The sequence below is a fragment of the Bowmanella pacifica genome (assembly GCF_014645355.1).
Taxonomy (GTDB): Bacteria; Pseudomonadota; Gammaproteobacteria; order Enterobacterales; family Alteromonadaceae; genus Bowmanella; species Bowmanella pacifica.
This window is the reverse complement of the sequence record NZ_BMLS01000004.1, coordinates 134,274-151,396: the sequence shown is the minus strand read 5'-3', so window position 1 is coordinate 151,396 and position 17,123 is coordinate 134,274. Positions and strand designations below refer to the sequence as shown.

The window sequence follows — 17,123 nt, the reverse complement described above, 5'->3', positions numbered from 1 at the left end:
GGCAGGGCGGTGACTTGTGGTCAAAACCGACCCTGCAGATTCGTTGCCGGGGTTAACTGCTACCCCAGCATAGGTTTAAGGAACCGACCGGTATGGGATACGGCTGTATCTGCCACCTGCTCTGGTGTGCCTTGGGCGATAATTTGCCCACCGCCGCTGCCACCTTCCGGGCCAAGGTCCACAATCCAGTCGGCGGTTTTAATCACATCCAGATTATGTTCGATAACCACCACAGTATTGCCATGGTCGCGCAAGCGATGCAGAACCTGCAACAGTTGTTTGATATCGTGGAAGTGCAAACCTGTGGTGGGTTCATCCAATATATACAGAGTCTTGCCGGTATCCCGCTTGGACAGTTCTCTGGCCAGTTTAACCCGCTGTGCTTCACCACCGGATAGGGTAGTGGCACTTTGCCCCAGGCGGATATAGGACAAGCCCACATCCATCAGGGTTTGCAGTTTTCTGGCCAGCGCCGGAATGGCATCGAAGAACTCGCGGGCGTCTTCCACCGTCATATCCAGTACTTCCTGAATATTCTTGTTCTTGTATCTCACTTCCAGGGTTTCACGGTTGTAGCGTTTGCCTTTACATACATCGCAAGGCACATAAATGTCCGGCAGGAAGTGCATTTCCACTTTGATTACGCCGTCGCCCTGACAAGCTTCGCAGCGACCGCCCTTAACGTTAAAGCTGAAACGCCCTGGTTTATAGCCACGGGAACGCGCTTCCTGGGTGCCAGAAAACAGCTCACGAATAGGGGTAAAAAGTCCGGCATAGGTGGCCGGGTTAGAGCGGGGTGTACGGCCTATTGGGCTTTGGTCGATATCTACGACTTTGTCCAGATGTTCCATACCGCGCACGGCCTGGTAAGGCGAAGGCTCGCCCACTGTGGCGCCATTCAGCTCTTTGTGGGCGATAACATATAAGGTGTCGTTGATCAGAGTGGATTTACCCGAGCCAGACACACCGGTAACACAAGTCATCAGGCCAATAGGCAGGCGTAGGTTCACCTCTTTAAGGTTATTGCCCGTGGCACCGTCCAGTTCAAGCCACAGGTTATCGGGGTTCTGGTTACGGGTGGCAGGCACCTCAATTCTTTCCCTTCCTGACAGGTATTTTCCGGTAAGTGAATGCTCGCTTTGTTTTATGTCTTCCAGGCTGCCTTCGGCAACTATTTCGCCGCCGTGTACACCAGCACCTGGGCCGATATCCAGAATATAATCGGCCTCGCGGATGGCGTCTTCATCGTGCTCTACCACAATCACGGTATTACCCAGATCGCGCAGGTGGATCAGGGTACTGAGCAGACGCTCATTATCCCGTTGGTGCAAGCCGATACTGGGCTCGTCCAGTACGTACATTACGCCGACCAAGCCAGCGCCAATCTGGCTGGCCAGACGAATGCGCTGGGCCTCACCGCCGGATAAGGTGTCGGCACTGCGTGACATGGACAAATAATTTAAGCCCACATTGACCAGGAAGTTCAGGCGGTCACTGATTTCTTTCAGAATCTTTTCGGCAATCTGTGCCCGCTTGCCGGTCAGCGCCATACTTTCGAAAAACGCCAGCGCTTCGGCGATGGACATATCGGTGACTGTGGGCAGGCGGGTTTCGTTGATAAAGACGTTTCGCGCTTCTAATCGCAAACGGGTACCACCGCAGCTACCACAAGGTTGCTGGCTGAGGTATTTGGCCAGCTCTTCGCGCACCGCATTGGACTCGGTTTCACGATAACGACGCTCCATGTTGGGCAAGATCCCTTCAAAAGGGTGCTTACGCTCCATTACATCACCGCGGTCGTTAATGTAGCGAAATTTAATGGATGTGCCCTTACTGCCGTTTAGCACCACATCACGGGCCTTGGCGTCCAGCTCATTAAAGGGCTTGGTTAGGTCGAACTGATAGTGCTCGGCGACCGCCTGCAGCATCTGAAAATAGTAGTAGCTGCGTTTGTCCCAGCCACGAATGGCACCCCCGGCCAGACTCAGCTCTTCGTTAACTATTACCTTGCTGGCATCAAAAAACTGTCGGGTACCCAGGCCGTCGCAGGTCTGACAGGCACCGGCTGGGTTGTTAAAGGAAAACAGTCGCGGTTCCAGCTCTGCCATGCTGTAACCGCAGTGGGGGCAGGCAAAGTTGGCAGAAAAAACAATTTCTTGTTTGTCGGGCGCATCCATCCAGGCGATTTTGGCGGTACCACCGGATAAACCCAAAGCCGTTTCAAACGACTCGGCCAGACGAAGCTGCAAATCATCACGCACCTTGAATCTGTCTACCACCACTTCGATGGTGTGTTTTTTATGCAGATCCAGGGCGGGGGGATCAGATAAATCACAGATTTCACCGTCGATACGGGCGCGAATAAAGCCCTGCGCGGCCAGACTTTCCAGGGTTTTAATATGTTCACCCTTACGCTCTTGTACCACAGGGGCCAGCAACATCAGCTTGGCGCCTTCTTCCATGGCCAGCACCTTGTCTACCATCTGGCTGATAGTCTGAGCATCCAAGGGCACATTATGCTCCGGACAGCGCGGCTCACCGACCCGGGCAAACAGCAAGCGCAGATAATCGTAGATTTCGGTGATAGTGCCCACGGTTGAACGCGGATTATGCGAGGTGGACTTCTGCTCTATGGAGATGGCTGGCGACAGCCCTTCAATATGGTCTACATCGGGCTTTTCCATCATGGATAGGAACTGGCGCGCATAGGCAGACAGGGATTCTACGTAACGGCGCTGTCCCTCGGCATACAAGGTGTCGAATGCCAATGACGATTTGCCTGAACCGGACAAACCGGTGATTACAATCAGCTTATCCCTGGGCAGGGTTACACTGATGTTCTTAAGGTTATGAGTGCGCGCGCCACGTACTTCTATTTTGTCCACAAAAACCACACCTGAGCAGGGAAAAGAAAACCCCTAGTATTGCATAACAGCCCTACCGGAAACGAACAAAATTATTGCTGAATTGGCTGGGAAGCGCTGAAACCGGCGAGCCAGTGCTAACTGTGGGGGAATTCAGTAATTTCGTTCAGCCTCAGGGCTGGCTGTGCTACACTGCGCGGCCGAGTTGGAACCGCTGGCGGTTCCGGAATGAAAACCCGTTAGAAAACACCGATCTGCTGTGAATAATACCGAATTGCGTGGGGCCTTCTCCCTGGCCACCGTTTATGTGTTGCGTATGCTGGGCCTGTTTATGGTGATGCCGGTATTGGCCGTATTGGCGGTCAGTTATCCGGACTATTCACCGTTATTGGTTGGACTGGCTATCGGTGGTTATGGTCTGACCCAGGCGCTGTTGCAAATACCTATGGGCCTGCTGTCTGACAGGCTGGGGCGCAAACCTGTGATTGTGCTGGGATTAAGCTGTTTTGCATTAGGCAGTTTGGTGGCAGCACAGGCCGAGACCTTGCAATGGGTGGTGATCGGTAGAATTTTGCAAGGTGCGGGTGCAGTTGCCGGTGCGGTAATGGCACTGGCCGGTGATATCAGCCGTGAAAATCAGCGCCCTAAAGTCATGGCCATTATCGGCATTGCCATCGGTTTTTCTTTTTATCTGGCGCTGCTGCTGGGGCCTCTGCTGGCTGAACAATCTGGCCTGCAAGGGATATTCTGGTTTACCGCGGTCGCCGCTATTGCCTGTATTCCGCTGGTCTTATTTGTGGTGCCAAGTGCGCAGAATCTCTCTCCCAGCGGGGATACCTTACCTAAGCTTGCCGATGTGGGGAGCTTGCTTGCCGACAAATCCTTGCTACGACTGAATATCAGCGTGGCTTTGTTGCACTTGCTGATGACGCTGATGTTTGTCAACCTGCCCAAACGCCTGGTGGGGCTGGACTGGCCGCTTACTGACCACTGGATGCTGTATCTGCCGGTACTGCTGTTGTCTGTGCTGGCTATGGCGGTATTGATGCGCTTTGGTAAACAGGGCAAACAAGGTCCTGTGATCAATCTGAGCATTGTGCTACTTGGCTTGAGTCTGGCAGCCATGGCCTGGTTGCAGGCGCCACTGATGGCTTTATTGTTGTTTTGCTGGCTATTTTTTACCGGCTTTAATTACCTGGAAGCCAATTTGCCGGCTATGGTATCGAGCCTGGCGCCGGCAGGTAAAAAAGGTTCGGCCATGGGCGCCTATGCGAGTTTTCAGTTCTTCGGGGCTTTTGTTGGCGGGGCCTTGTCGGGGTTGTTAAACCAGTATGCCAACGAGCAATTCAGTTATATGCTGGCGGCTTTGTTATGCCTGGTCTGGCTGGGGCTGATTCGTGGCATAGGTGGTGGTAGTATCCATCTGAAACGTTATTCATTGAACCTGAACAGCGAGGCGATGTCTGTTCAGGATAGTCTGGCGCTGGTTAGCCGCATGGCAGGAGTCAGAGACATTACCTTGGTTGAGGATGAGCAGGTTCTGTATCTCAAAGTGGACAGCCGCGAATTCAACCTGCAGCAAGCTCGGCAGCAGTTGGGCATTATAAGTTAAACTACATACTAAAGTGACGCTGCGGCCAATTTGCCGGAACAGCGATTAAGAGGAGCAATTATGGCGAGCAAAGGCGTCAACAAAGTCATTCTGGTGGGTAATCTGGGCCAAGATCCGGAAGTGCGTTACATGCCCAACGGCAACGCAGTAGCCAACCTGACCCTGGCCACATCAGAGAGCTGGAAAGATCAGAGTGGTCAAATCCAGGAACGTACCGAATGGCACCGTATTACCATGTATCGTCGCCTGGCCGAAGTGGCCGGTGAGTATCTGCGTAAGGGCAGCCAGGTGTATGTGGAAGGCAAACTGCAAACTCGTAAGTGGCAGGACCAAAGCGGCCAGGATCGTTACACCACGGAAATTATTGCCGATCAGATGCAAATGCTGGGCAGCCGTTCAGGTGGCCAGGAAGGCGGCGGTCAATATCAGCCTCGCCAGTCTCAGGGACAGCAGCAGGCTTCAGCCGGTGGTCAAAGCCAAGGCTTTGCACAGCCTCAGCAGAACCAATATCAACAAGGCAATCAATACCAGGGTAACCAGTATCAGCAAAATGCTAATCAGGGCCGTGGTCAGCAAAATCCATCAGCGCAAAACCCGCCAGCTCAGCAACAGTCCAACAGCTCTATGCCTGAGCCGGACTTTGACTTCGATGACGATATTCCGTTCTGATGGATATAAGAATATAAAAGTATTTTTGTTGAAAAACCCTGTTTTTACAGGGTTTTTTATTTGGATTGCTCAGTACGCAATTGGGATTAAAAATGATGGCCGCTTTTAACTCGCGTTTTTTAAAAAGCGTATTTGCACATTTTGCCCAATCATCAAAGGCATATCTTTATCTACCAAAGTTAAGTAAACCTTCACTTTTTGACTGAAGCTGGGCTGCTCCTTTTCATCTTTTTCTTTGCCTGGAAGTTCTATATATCTGGCAATCCGATCAACTTTTGCTTGATAGAATTCATTTGAATTTAGCTTGGACGACACAATAGCGTTTTGTCCTTGATAAATATCCTTTAGCGCACCTATATCTATCTGTGCATGCACTATTTTTTCGGTATCTGGAATGATCGAGAATAAGGATGAAATATTTTCGGTTGAAGACCCATATCCCACCTTAGCGGTGATATCTGCAATAACGCCATTAACCGGGGAGCGGATAATACGCTGCTCAATATTGAACTTAAGTAACTCAATTTCATCATTAGCCGAGGCAATCTCTGAAAGCCTATTCTCATTGTCGATTTTAAACGCAAACAATTGGTCTTCACTTCGTTGATATTCCAGGGCAATCATAACGCCATTGTCGACTAAAGGTTTCAAGCGTCCCAGTTCCTGCTCCGCCCTTTCTATACGTACCTTTCCTAACGCAATTTGTCGTTTTAACCGCTCCACCTTTTTAATTTCTTTCGCTAACGTAACCTGTTCGGCCAGATCATTTTGTCGTGCTAGCGCTTGGCCCTTTTTAACTCGCTCTCCAATCTTGACCTGCACTGCCATTGTGATGCCGGAGAGGTTGGCAGACACGTTATGAATACCTCCTTCAACATCAATAACCCCTGAGCCTACAGCCGTATAGAGGAGTTTTTTGCTAAGCTCCTCTTCGGTTGTACTTGCATGCGCCGATATTGCAGTGGTTGGTACTAGAGTGCCCATGCCGCTCACTAAGGCTACAGCGAATATAAAAGGCTTTACAGAACGCCGGCTTATGCTCATAACTTATCCTGTTCAAGGGTATTGGTATCTGACTGAATTTTTCCCGATTCCATATGAAGAATTCGATGTGCGTGTGCTAATACTCTTTCGTCGTGGGTGGCACAAAAAATAATGGCGTCATGTTTTAGGGCGGTGTTGAGTAATAATTCGACAACATGCTCGGTGTTTTTAGAATCCAGACTAGATGTTGGCTCATCAGCAAAAATCAACTTCGCCGACGAAGCTATTGCACGAGCAATGGTCACCCTCTGCTTTTCACCGCCAGAAAGCTGATTAGGTAGCAAGTTTAGCTTGTTGCCCAAACCAATCTCAGTCAACTGTTGTTCTGCTATTAGTTTTGCATCTTGCTTGCTGACGCCCTTTTTTCTCAACAAAATAATGACTTGCTCTATTGCGGTTAAACAAGGATGTAAATTGGCATCTTGAAAAATATAGCTGCAGTTATTTAAGCGATGCTGGCATAGCTGTTTGGCTGACAAATCCCAAATATTCTTACCTTCAAAACACACATTGCCGCTATCCGGAGGGAGCAAACCACCTAAGGAGGAGAGCAAGGATGACTTTCCTGCGCCCGAGGGGCCTGTCAGTATGTTGAAGCTGGATGGCGTCAATTCAAGGTGAATATTGTCCATCGCCATGACCTGCTCATTTCTCGATATATATGATTTATTTAGCTTCTCTACTATTAGTGTGGCTTTTTTATTCATCGTAACAGACTCGTCAATTCCACCTTTTTAAGGATGCCGATTGACAATGCTCCGCCCAGAATAGCCAGAAACATAATCTGTATAGCGCTGGCAAAGAAGATCAAGGCGGACAATTGCACGGAAAAGCCAAAGAATTGCTGCCAGATAAAGGCAACAACATAGAATAAGCCAGTAGAGAGTACAATCGCCCCAGCCCCAAGCCAGAGGCCTTGCTCCATCGCAATCTTGGCTAAATCAAACTTGGTGAAGCCCAGCGCATGTAAGGTGCCAAACTCCCGTATCTGACTAAATAAGTTAGCCCGCATGATGAGCACTATGGTAACGAGATTGAAGATGGCGAGAGGTACAATCGCATTAATCACAAAGACCTGCATTGTTCTTGAAAGCAGCGCCTTCTTTCTTGCCTCGACTCTCAAATCGGCACGTTTCACGACAGTAAACGGCTTAGCATACCGAGTTAACAAGGTGTTTAGCTCTGCCATCGTCTGTTCTTGGAGACTGTCATCTTTGAGTGCAATGGCAATCAAACTGTAGCCAGGGGTGGAGCTTAGTGAATGTGGAGAAGTGATAAGTACTGTCCAATCAGGGGTAACTTCTGTGCTGAATTCACCAACTAATGTCCAAGCCTCTTCTACACTATCATCCTGGTTGTCAACGAAGATAAATTCATCACCTATTTGGGCATCATGGGCTATGACAAACGACTTCGGCGCTAAAAAGGTCTTATGCATTTCAAGCGCTGCCCGTTCGGATTTGCTGACACTATAAGGAAGCGAAAGGCTATTTTGCTGTGGGGCGAAAGCGAGTAAATGCACATATTCCGCCACGCTTCCAGACACCAATCGGTACTCTGCACCGGAAGGCTTAGGAACTATTTGTACTTGTTCTATGTTGGGATGGGTGTAGAAAATATCGGTATCGCTTTCTGAAAAATCCCAATTAAATACCTTCGACAGGTTGTCACTTTGATATTTAACTATGAGATCAGCGCGACTATCGTTTGCCAGCCAGACGTTTCCATCCACTTGGTTAAGTATGGCGCTGGCCTTCATCATAAACAAAACGCCACTCATGGCTAATATGCCAATAATGGCAACGAAACGACGCCAATCTACCCTTAGGCTTGCGGTTGCAATCATAAATCCTTTCTACTTACTTCCATCCATGACCGGCCCATTTAGAATATAACTGGTGGTTCTATTACACATTAGGAAAACAGCGCCATCAGTAGTAGATGATTCTGCCATCATGCTGAAACATTGCTTCACATTCCACCAATAAAAAACTATCGAATTTATTTTTTTGATATTCATCTTGCAAAAGCAATGCTATTCGTTGGTCAGTGTGGCAAGCAGTGTTTGGGTGAGCTGTGTTTTTTTATCGAAAAAGCTGATGCTTTTGGGGTGCCAAATATTGGTTATTAGTATTCTAAATAAGGCCTCAACAGAGGCCTTTTTATTGACTATCGCTAAGCAGATATTCTCGGACCAGACTGCGTGCACGGTGCAGGCGGCTTTTGCTCGCGGCCACAGTTAAGCCGGTTTGTTCGGCAATTTCACTAAGGCTGAATTCATAAAAATCACGCAACAATAGCATCTCCCGGTAATGATTGGGCAGCGACTCTAGTGCTTGCTGAAGCTCCAGATGTAAGGCTAAGTCATCCCGGCTGGCGAGCATGCGTTCAAGCGTTTCCTCCTCTACAGATGTGAGACGGAACGCTTTGCGTCCCAGCCGCTGGCACTCTCTTTGTACCACTTTAAACAACCAACCCGACAACGCCGCTACCATGCGGATGGCAGAGACATTGCGCGACAGAATAATCAGGCTCTCTTGTATGGCGTCCTCTACATCGCTGCTCAGGCAGTGACGCTTGGCGTAGCGACGTACATCGGGTTGATAGCGCTGCAGCAAACCGCTTAGGGCTTGTGGCTGCCCCAGACGTGCTGCATTGAGTAGCTTTATATCCGCTTCATTCATTCGTTTTATTTGCTCCTTGTCCTTTTCTGCCTAGTAGCGAGCATGCCGGACAAAAACCGAATAGGCCGGAGAGCATGGCCACAAATCCCGTGGAGGCAATGACCCAGCTCCAGGGTGTTGTCAGCCATATAAATGCACCGGTACATATCATCAGGCCCACTACCATGCGAACAAATCGTTCCACATTAGGAACATTCTTTACATACAACAGGATATTTCCTCCTATTATTTAGTTGTGCAATGTCTGGGGAAAGAGGAAGCAAGGCGCCAAAACGATTCGGATCAGTAAAAACTTTTTCTTAAGTTGATTTGGCGCAGAGAAAGTGACAAAGGGGAGCCGCAAACCCGCGGAAAGTCTGGTGAAATGGCTAAATGTCTGATTTAATTAACGGAAATTACAATAATACAGTAGCGACATGATGCACCTTGGGTGGAAGGATGTGTTAACAAGCAGTTGGCGTAAATCAACTGCCTATTTTTCGGTTGGTCTGGAGTTTGGCCAGCATGGTGTCATGTTGTCGCTATTGGGATTAAAAGAAGGTCAGCCTTATTGGCTGGACCAACATAAAATGGATTCTCACGATTGGGTTGCCGCCCTGACCCTCTGGGTTGAGAATCACCGCGCCGCTAACACGCCCTGCCATTTGGTTTTCTCTACCAACCGTTACCAGTTACTACAGGTTGATCGCCCACCCGTACCTGAATTGGAGATAGTGCCAGCTTTGAGCTGGTCGGTGCGGGAGCTGCTTGCTACTCAGGACGAGATGCAGGTGGATTATTTTGATATGCCAGCTCAGCCAACGGGAACCAACAAGATTAACGTGGTCGCCGTACCCAAGAGCCTGGTTGAGGACGTTGTTCAGGGCATTGCCAAGGCCGGGCTGCAACTTGCCACAATCGGCATAGAAGAGCTTAGCCAATGTGACTTGCTTGAGCCTCACCAGGATGCGCAAATCACCTTGTTGCAAGAGCCGGGAGAAGCCATTTCACTTAATATCATTAAAGACAGCAAACTGTATTTTACCCGTCGCTTACGTGGCTATGAACAACTTAGCAGTTATGGATTGGAGCAGATCCATCAAGGTGTGGCAGATAGCCTGAGCCTGGAAATTCAGCGCTCTATGGATTATTTCGACAGCCAGTTACGCCAGGCACCGGTTAGAAAGCTGTTGCTCTGCATCGATACGCCTTTTATGGCCGAGTTGGCTCAACTACTTCAGGAAGCAACCCTGCTGGACACGCAAATCATTGAGCCTAACCTTGCCCATGCCGATGGGCTGAGTTTCTCATCTGGCAGTTTGACCAGCCTTGGGGCGGCGATGCGCCAGCAGCGAGGGACGGGCGAATGAAGTTTAGTGTAAACCTTTACTCAGAGGAGATGCGCCCCCGATATGTGCTGTTAACGTTACCCTTTATGCTATTGGTTTGGGCGTTAGTCGTAATCTTGTTGTTGCTGGGATGGGGGTATGCCGAGCGACAGCTGGCTTATTGGCAGGTGGTTGAACAACAAGCCGGACAACGATTACAACATCAGCGTACACAGATCGCATCACAACAGCAGTTGCTGGCAAGAGAGCCCAGTGAGGAGCTCGCCAGACGGGTGGTGGGATTACAGGAACAAGTTGATACGCTTAAGCAGATTCAGAATTTACTGCAACAGAAGGATAGCGGGGCGCCTGGGTATGCGACCTTTATGTTGGAGCTGGCGAAGTACCACGAGGACGGTATCTGGCTGAATCAGATTCAGGTCAGAGGCACCCAGATGTATTTACAAGGTGGCGTACAACAAAGTGAAGCCTTACCAGCCTGGTTGGACAGGTTGTCTCAGTCTCCTTACTTTCAAGGCAAAGAGTTTTCTAATGTAACGCTGACCCGCGATACACAAGATAACCTGCAATTTGTGTTGAGTTCCGCGTTTCCAGGTCAGCAAAAGGTGGCAGATGAATAGCGCTCAGAAGCTCAGTGAAGCCTTTTTGTCTCGTTCGGTGCGAGAACGGGTTTGGATGATGTTGGCAGGATTGTTTTTGCTTTTGTATGGCGGTTGGTATCTGTTACTCGGTCCAAGCGTTACAGCGTTACAGGCACTGCAGGCTGAGCATGGGCGCAAGGTGAGTCAAGGTCACGGCTTACAGCAACAGTTGAGTGAGTTGCTGGCGGCCAATATCGATCCGGATGCGCCGTTAAATCAGCGTATTGATGCCCTGCTGATGGAGCAAGATGCCTTGCGTCAGACTTTGGCAGAGCAGACCGGCCAGCTTATTCCCGCCAAGCGAATGAAGGAAGTGCTGCAACAATTGTTGGCAAAGCATCCCGAACTGAAGTTGATCGAATTAAGCTCACAGCCCCCAGTCAGTGTTATGAACCAGAAGATGGCCTCGTCAGAATTGAGCCTCTACCAACAAGGATTGGTGCTGGTGGTGGAAGGACGTTACTTCGCCATTCAGGAATACCTGCAACATTTGCAATCATTGCCCTGGCAGTTTTACTGGCAAAGCTTTGACTATGAAGTGGCAGACTATCCTAAGGCCAGATTGCGTTTGGAACTTTATACCCTGAGTACGGGTAAGGCTTTTGTGGGAGTGTAATGGTGATTCTGACTTCTGCTTATATCGCCTTGTTGTTGAGTGCAGATAATAAGGTGCTGCGAGATCCGACGAGGCCGCTGATCCTACAGCAAGAACAAGGTTCGCTATCTGAGCCAGGTTTGTCGTCGCTGCGGGTCAGCGCCATATTTGTCGCCGAAGGGCGGCGTTACGCCATTGTTAATCAGCGTATTGTGCATGTTGGGGATAAATTGGGAAATTTTGTTGTGACAGCGATAGAAGCGGGTGCGGTACATTTTGACGAGCAAGGTCAGACGCGCGTGTTGACGCTAAACAATACCAAGGTAAAGGACAAAGCAGATGAATTTTAAGCCCTTATTACTGCTTGTTGGGTGGAGCTTGCTGGTTGCCTGTCAAAGCAACGATGGTGGCCAGACTGCCGCTGCACATATACAGGATGCCGTTGATGAACAAGCCGCTCAGAGCCATTCGGTTAGTGCGCCTCTTACTCAGGTGCCTGACGCTGTTTCTGCGTTATTGGCTGGCGGTGCGGGCGTTAACGAGCAGCAGCCAAGCCTGTTTAGTGAAGAACGGTTTGATGTGAAAGCCGAGCAGGTGGCCGCCGCCGTGTTTTTCAGTGGCCTGGTAGAAGGAACGCCCTTCAGTGTGGCCATTCATCCCCAGGTACAGGGTGCTATTTCACTGGATTTGAAACAGGTTACCTTGCAAGAAGCCCTCAACTTGAGCGAGGAAATGTACGGCTACGATATTCAGCGCAGTGGTAACGTATTTCGTGTTTATCCATCGGGTATACGTACTGAAACCTTCACGGTGAATTATCTGCTGATGACCCGTGATGGCAGCACACAGTCGAGCATTATGTCCGGTGGTGTTTCTCAGTTTGATAACAACAATAACCGCGCAAACAATGGTGGTCTGAATAATTTTGGTGGCAACAGCCAAACCGGCGGAAACCAATACAGCAATAATGTGAATGCCAGCAATAACATTAACGGCACCAACATACTGACCCGCACGCAAACCAACTTCTGGAAAGATCTGAAAGAGGCCCTAATGACTCTGGTTGGTGGGCAGGAGGGGCGTAGCGTGATCGTCTCACCCCAGGCCGGTTTGGTTACTGTCAGGGCTATGCCTGATGAGCTTCGCGCTGTGGGAGAGTTTCTGGCTCGTTCCCAGCAGACCATTCAGCGCCAGGTGGTGCTTGAAGCACGGATTATTGAGGTCACGCTGAATGATGAGTATCAACAAGGTATTGATTGGAGTAAGTTGAATTTCAGCACACGCACAGGCCCAATCAGCTTTTCGGGTATGGACGTGGGCAATGACCTGTCCGCCAGTCTCGGTGGCATTACCAGTATTGCATTTGGAACGAACAGCTTTTCCAGCGTCCTGAGTTTGTTGTCTTCACAAGGCAATATGCAGGTATTGTCCAGTCCCAGAGTCACGGCCACCAATAATCAAAAAGCGGTGATTAAAGTCGGGGACGATGAGTATTTCGTTACCGATGTGTCCAGTCAAAGCACCATCAGCTCGTCCACCACGGCAGTGACGCCAAATATTGAACTCACGCCCTTTTTCTCGGGTATCGCGCTGGATGTGACACCGCAAATTGATGAGGAAGGTGGCGTACTGCTGCATGTGCATCCCTCGGTGATTGAAACCGAAGAGCAGGAGAAGGTGGTTACCCTAAACGAAGAACGTTTTGTCCTGCCCTTGGCACAAAGCAATATTCGTGAGTCCGATACTATTATTCATGCCCGTTCCGGTGAAATCGTGGTGATTGGCGGTTTGATGCAGACCATCATCAGTGAAAATCATTCTAAAACCCCTGTGCTGGGTAGCATTCCTGTGTTGGGCGAACTATTCAAAAATCGTCGCGAAGTGGAGCAGAAAAAAGAGCTGGTTATTTTACTTAAACCGACGGTCGTCGGACCGGATACCTGGCGTAAGCAGTTGATGCAAAGCCGCGATCAGGTGCGTGATTGGATCAGTGAGAACTGAGTATGTACTTGTACCATTTCGGCTTACGGGAACTGCCTTTTACGCTAACGCCAAATACCAGCTACTACTTCGGCCTGCCCAGTCATAAGCAAGCCATTGAAGTACTGACCTTGGCACTGAAAACCGGTGAGGGCTTTATCAAGGTGACCGGCGAAGTGGGCACAGGTAAAACTCTGCTGTGTCGTAAGCTGTTGAATGAATTACCGGATCACTTTGTTTCGGCCTACATTCCCAACCCTTACCTATCACCTGCTGAGTTAAGGTTGGCGGTGGCCAGGGAGCTGGGGGTGATTTTTGATGGCCCTGTTGACCAACAGGAATTTACTCAGCGTATCCAGCAGCGTCTTATCGATATTCATCGTCAGGGCCAGGCCGCTGTACTGATCATCGATGAAGCCCAGGCACTGCCGGTTGAGAGTATTGAAGCCTTGCGCTTGTTCAGTAACCTGGAAACCGAGTCCCAAAAGCTTTTGCAGGTGGTATTGTTTGGTCAACCTGAATTGGATACGAAACTGGCCTTGCCGGAGCTGCGCCAACTCAAGCAGCGTATCGGCTTTAGTTATCAGCTATCTGTCATGGACTTAGATCAGCTTACCCAGTATGTGCGCCATCGTATGCAGGTTGCCGGTTATCGTGGCGGCGACGTATTCAGTGCCGCTTGCTGCAAAAAGCTATTCCGCGCTTCCCAGGGAACGCCCAGGCTGGTGAATGTGCTTTGTCACAAAGCGCTGATGCTGGCATTTGGTGAGGGCAAAATGCAGGTTACACCTACCCATATGCAACTGGCGGTACAAGATACCGAGGCGGCGATTCAATCTTCCACCAGACTAGCCTGGCCCTTGTTGTTTTCTTTACTGGCTGGTGTGTTGTTGCTAGGGGCGGGTTACTGGTTTTGGCTGAGGTGGCTATGAGCGTTGTCAATAAAATGCTCAGGGACCTGGAAAGCCGCCAGTCAGCGCCAGGTGGTGTGCAGGCCGAATACCAGCCCCCGGCACCACGTCGCAGTGTATGGTGGGTGTTTGGGGTACTGCCTTTAGGCCTGGTGTTGGTGCTTGGCTATTGGCTGGTTCCACAATGGTTAGATCGCGAGGTGAAGGCTCCCCCTGTTTCAGTGGTCGAGAGGCCGGCGGCAGTGGTCACCAACAACCAAGCTGAAGTGCCGGTTGCACCGCCTCAGGCAACTAAGCCAGAGTTGTTGCCGGAGTTTGTTCCGCCATCCGAACCTGTCGCACCGCCGGTGAGCCAAAATGCACTGCCTGCGCTTGAATCTTTGCCTGCACCTGCACCTGCACCTGCACCTGCACCTGCATTCGCAGAGCAAGAACGGCCTGCATCTCAGGGTAAATTGAGTATTTCCAAGCCTGCATCCGAACAAGATATGCAATGGGCCGGGCTGCGTGAAAGGGCTCGGCAGGCGCTGGCACAAAACCAGTTTGAGTCAGCGCAAAAGCTGTTAGCCGAGATGTTACAGATAAGGCCTCACCAGCATGCGGTGCGTTTACGTCTGGCGGAACTCATGTATGGGCTTGGGCAACGTGACAGCGCGAAACAATTACTCCAAGACGGCGTGGCGCGCTTTGAACAGACCCCTTCTGTTAGATTGATGTTGGCGCGTATGTTGGTTGCCGAGCAGCGCCAAACCGAAGCGCTGGCCCTATTGAAGCAGCATCAGCCGTCAATTTTGGCTGATGCAGATTATTTCGCCTTGCGTGCACAGTTAGCACAGCAAGCCGCAGAGCTACCCTTGGCCGTTGAGGATTACAGGCTGTTAAGCCAATACCAGCCGCAAAGAGTGGAATGGCGTATGGGGCTGGCAGTCAGCCTGGACCAAAGTGGTGAAGCAGACCTGGCCCGCGAACATTATCAGTGGCTGCGCCATAGTGCTCAGCTCAATGCATCGCTGCAAAGCTTTGTTGTGCAGCGCCTAAATGCCTTGGGAGGAAACTAAGTATGCAGCCCAAGCTTAAAATGCGCCTAGGTGATTTGTTGGTACATGAAGGGGTGATCAGCGAGGAACAACTGCAACAAGCCCTGACGGCCCAGCGCCAGTCCGGCCGCAAGTTGGGCCATACACTGACCGATCTTGGCTTGGTCAGCGAGACTCAACTGCTGACCTTCTTATCCCAGCAGTTAAATGTGCCCTTTATTGATATCAGTACAAGGTCACTGCAGCCAGATGCCATCAAGTTGTTACCCGAAGTGCAGGCTCGCCGGTATCGGGCGCTAGTGCTGGATAATAATCCTGAGTACGTGCTGGTGGGCATGAGCGATCCGGCGGATTTGGCGGCGTTGGACACCCTGGCTAACTTACTGAAAAAGCCAATCCGGGTCGCCGTTGTGCGGGAGTCGCAGTTGTTGTCTGCCTTTGACCGGCATTATCGACGCACCGAAGACATCGCCTCTTTTGCCCAGGAATTGGCCAGCGAGCATAGGGAAGCTACCGAGTTTGATTTTGCCGACATGGGCGCGGAGGAAGAAGATACCGCCGTGGCCAGGCTGCTCAAGTCGATTTTTGAGGATGCCGTACAAATGCAGGCATCGGATATTCATATTGAGCCCGATGAACAGATGCTGCGTATTCGCTTGCGGGTGGATGGGGTGCTGCAGGAAAACCTGATTAAAGAAAGCAATATTGCCTCGGCCTTGGTACTGCGCTTAAAGCTGATGTCCGGCCTGGATATTTCTGAGAAACGTCTGCCTCAGGACGGGCGCACCCATATCAAGGTAAAAGGCCACCATATTGATGTGCGTCTTTCCACTATGCCGGTTCAGCATGGTGAGTCTGTGGTGATGCGTTTATTGGATCAGTCCGCCGGCTTACTGGCCCTGGAAGAAACCGGTATGCCAGAAGCCATGTTGCACCGTTTCCGCCAACTGCTTAAGCGCCCACATGGTATGGTGCTGGTTACCGGCCCCACAGGCTCAGGGAAAACCACCACCTTGTATGGCGCCTTAAGCGAGTTGAATCAGCCAGGGGTGAAGATCATTACCGTGGAAGACCCGGTGGAATATCGCTTACCACGCATCAATCAGGTGCAGATAAACCATAAGATAGGCCTGACTTTCTCTAATGTGCTGCGTACGACCTTGCGTCAGGATCCGGATGTCATCATGGTGGGTGAGATGCGTGACCATGAAACCGCCGAGATTGGTTTGCGTGGTGCACTGACAGGGCATTTGGTGTTGTCCACTTTACACACCAATGACGCCGTCAGCAGTGCCGTGCGCTTATTGGATATGGGCGCGCCCGGTTACCTGGTGGCCAGTTCGCTACGGGCTATTGTGGCGCAGCGTTTGGTCAGGCGGGTTTGTCCGCACTGCGCCGAACCTTACCAGCCGGATAGAGATGAATTATTCTGGCTGGGCAGTCTGGCCAATGATGTTGGCAGTATTACGTTTAAGCGTGGCAGAGGCTGTGATGAATGCCATCAAACCGGCTACCGCGGCCGTGTCGGGGTATTTGAATTACTGGAAATGACCGAAAGCATGATGAGTGCCCTTAAGGTCGCAGACACTAACGGTTTCAGCCAGGCGGCCAAACATTGTCGCGGTTATCAACCACTCTCAAAGGCGGCGCTGGATTATGCCAGGCAAGGCCTGACAACAGTTGAAGAAGTGTTGAAACTGGTCGAGATGGTGGTTGACGAACAGACACCGGCGCAGCAAGGGGAGGCAATTAGCTAAT

Annotated in this window: 16 protein-coding genes; 10 read left to right on the top strand and 6 right to left on the bottom strand. The window is 50.5% G+C overall.

Annotation, left to right across the window (positions count from 1 at the left end):
* Positions 1 to 59 precede the first annotated feature (59 nt).
* Positions 60 to 2,885: an excinuclease ABC subunit UvrA gene (gene uvrA, locus IEX02_RS13500; RefSeq protein WP_188696132.1), complete on the bottom strand. Its 2,826-nt coding sequence runs from the start codon at positions 2,883 to 2,885 to the stop codon at positions 60 to 62.
* Positions 2,886 to 3,123: 238 nt separating this feature from the next.
* On the opposite strand from uvrA, the gene IEX02_RS13495 reads away from it, so the two are divergent.
* Entirely contained in the window at positions 3,124 to 4,476 is a 1,353-nt protein-coding gene (locus tag IEX02_RS13495; RefSeq protein WP_188696129.1) for an MFS transporter, read from the top strand.
* Positions 4,477 to 4,536: 60 nt separating this feature from the next.
* On the top strand, positions 4,537 to 5,145 hold the full coding sequence (locus tag IEX02_RS13490) for a single-stranded DNA-binding protein (protein WP_188696126.1): 609 nt from the start codon (positions 4,537 to 4,539) through the stop codon (positions 5,143 to 5,145).
* Positions 5,146 to 5,250: 105 nt separating this feature from the next.
* On the opposite strand, the gene IEX02_RS13485 is transcribed toward IEX02_RS13490, so the two are convergent.
* The 5 genes from IEX02_RS13485 to IEX02_RS20600 all read right to left on the bottom strand — a co-directional run bounded on the left by IEX02_RS13485 (position 5,251) and on the right by IEX02_RS20600 (position 9,081).
* On the bottom strand, positions 5,251 to 6,189 hold the full coding sequence (locus IEX02_RS13485; protein ID WP_188696124.1) for an HlyD family secretion protein: 939 nt from the start codon (positions 6,187 to 6,189) through the stop codon (positions 5,251 to 5,253).
* Positions 6,186 to 6,896 carry an ABC transporter ATP-binding protein gene (locus IEX02_RS13480; RefSeq protein ID WP_188696121.1) on the bottom strand — a complete coding sequence of 237 codons (711 nt, stop codon included), beginning with the start codon at positions 6,894 to 6,896 and terminating at the stop codon, positions 6,186 to 6,188. The genes IEX02_RS13485 and IEX02_RS13480 overlap by 4 nt, the downstream gene beginning before the upstream one ends.
* Entirely contained in the window at positions 6,893 to 8,035 is a 1,143-nt protein-coding gene (locus IEX02_RS13475; RefSeq protein WP_188696118.1) for an FtsX-like permease family protein, read from the bottom strand. Before IEX02_RS13475 ends, IEX02_RS13480 begins: the two co-directional genes overlap by 4 nt.
* Before the next feature lie 316 nt (positions 8,036 to 8,351).
* Positions 8,352 to 8,873, bottom strand: coding sequence for an RNA polymerase sigma factor (locus tag IEX02_RS13470; protein WP_188696116.1), 522 nt, complete (start codon positions 8,871 to 8,873; stop codon positions 8,352 to 8,354).
* Entirely contained in the window at positions 8,866 to 9,081 is a 216-nt protein-coding gene (locus IEX02_RS20600; protein ID WP_373285009.1) for a YgaP family membrane protein, read from the bottom strand. Before IEX02_RS20600 ends, IEX02_RS13470 begins: the two co-directional genes overlap by 8 nt.
* A 232-nt stretch (positions 9,082 to 9,313) precedes the next feature.
* Between IEX02_RS20600 and pilM the strand changes: the two genes are divergently transcribed.
* The 8 genes from pilM to IEX02_RS13425 are packed head-to-tail and all read left to right on the top strand — an operon-like array spanning position 9,314 to position 17,122.
* On the top strand, positions 9,314 to 10,222 hold the full coding sequence (pilM, locus tag IEX02_RS13460; protein ID WP_188696110.1) for a type IV pilus biogenesis protein PilM: 909 nt from the start codon (positions 9,314 to 9,316) through the stop codon (positions 10,220 to 10,222).
* Positions 10,219 to 10,821, top strand: coding sequence for a PilN domain-containing protein (locus IEX02_RS13455; RefSeq protein WP_188696107.1), 603 nt, complete (start codon positions 10,219 to 10,221; stop codon positions 10,819 to 10,821). Before pilM ends, IEX02_RS13455 begins: the two co-directional genes overlap by 4 nt.
* Positions 10,814 to 11,458, top strand: a complete 645-nt coding sequence (locus IEX02_RS13450; RefSeq protein WP_188696104.1) for a type II secretion system protein GspM — start codon at positions 10,814 to 10,816, stop codon at positions 11,456 to 11,458. Before IEX02_RS13455 ends, IEX02_RS13450 begins: the two co-directional genes overlap by 8 nt.
* The gene (locus IEX02_RS13445) at positions 11,458 to 11,787 is read left to right on the top strand and encodes a hypothetical protein (protein ID WP_188696101.1); all 330 of its coding nucleotides are present in this window, start codon (positions 11,458 to 11,460) and stop codon (positions 11,785 to 11,787) included. The genes IEX02_RS13450 and IEX02_RS13445 overlap by 1 nt, the downstream gene beginning before the upstream one ends.
* The gene (mshL, locus tag IEX02_RS13440) at positions 11,777 to 13,438 is read left to right on the top strand and encodes a pilus (MSHA type) biogenesis protein MshL (protein WP_188696098.1); all 1,662 of its coding nucleotides are present in this window, start codon (positions 11,777 to 11,779) and stop codon (positions 13,436 to 13,438) included. The genes IEX02_RS13445 and mshL overlap by 11 nt, the downstream gene beginning before the upstream one ends.
* A 2-nt stretch (positions 13,439 to 13,440) precedes the next feature.
* A complete protein-coding gene (locus tag IEX02_RS13435) occupies positions 13,441 to 14,349 on the top strand; it encodes an ExeA family protein (RefSeq protein WP_188696095.1) in 909 nt (302 codons plus the stop codon).
* Entirely contained in the window at positions 14,346 to 15,386 is a 1,041-nt protein-coding gene (locus IEX02_RS13430) for a tetratricopeptide repeat protein (protein WP_188696092.1), read from the top strand. The genes IEX02_RS13435 and IEX02_RS13430 overlap by 4 nt, the downstream gene beginning before the upstream one ends.
* Positions 15,387 to 15,388: 2 nt before the next feature.
* Entirely contained in the window at positions 15,389 to 17,122 is a 1,734-nt protein-coding gene (locus IEX02_RS13425; protein ID WP_188696088.1) for a GspE/PulE family protein, read from the top strand.
* Position 17,123: the final 1 nt, after the last annotated feature.

Bases quoted from the DNA above. Each gene is read 5' to 3' on its own strand.
- IEX02_RS13470 (WP_188696116.1), bottom strand. From the start codon at position 8,873: ATGAATGAAGCGGATATAAAGCTACTCAATGCAGCACGTCTGGGGCAG.
- IEX02_RS13445 (WP_188696101.1), top strand. From the start codon at position 11,458: ATGGTGATTCTGACTTCTGCTTATATCGCCTTGTTGTTGAGTGCAGAT.
- IEX02_RS13430 (WP_188696092.1), top strand. From the start codon at position 14,346: ATGAGCGTTGTCAATAAAATGCTCAGGGACCTGGAAAGCCGCCAGTCA.
- IEX02_RS13475 (WP_188696118.1), bottom strand. From the start codon at position 8,035: ATGATTGCAACCGCAAGCCTAAGGGTAGATTGGCGTCGTTTCGTTGCC.
- IEX02_RS13480 (WP_188696121.1), bottom strand. From the start codon at position 6,896: ATGAATAAAAAAGCCACACTAATAGTAGAGAAGCTAAATAAATCATAT.
- IEX02_RS13450 (WP_188696104.1), top strand. From the start codon at position 10,814: ATGAATAGCGCTCAGAAGCTCAGTGAAGCCTTTTTGTCTCGTTCGGTG.
- IEX02_RS13425 (WP_188696088.1), top strand. From the start codon at position 15,389: ATGCAGCCCAAGCTTAAAATGCGCCTAGGTGATTTGTTGGTACATGAA.
- IEX02_RS13485 (WP_188696124.1), bottom strand. From the start codon at position 6,189: ATGAGCATAAGCCGGCGTTCTGTAAAGCCTTTTATATTCGCTGTAGCC.
- IEX02_RS13490 (WP_188696126.1), top strand. From the start codon at position 4,537: ATGGCGAGCAAAGGCGTCAACAAAGTCATTCTGGTGGGTAATCTGGGC.
- IEX02_RS13455 (WP_188696107.1), top strand. From the start codon at position 10,219: ATGAAGTTTAGTGTAAACCTTTACTCAGAGGAGATGCGCCCCCGATAT.
- mshL (WP_188696098.1), top strand. From the start codon at position 11,777: ATGAATTTTAAGCCCTTATTACTGCTTGTTGGGTGGAGCTTGCTGGTT.
- IEX02_RS13435 (WP_188696095.1), top strand. From the start codon at position 13,441: ATGTACTTGTACCATTTCGGCTTACGGGAACTGCCTTTTACGCTAACG.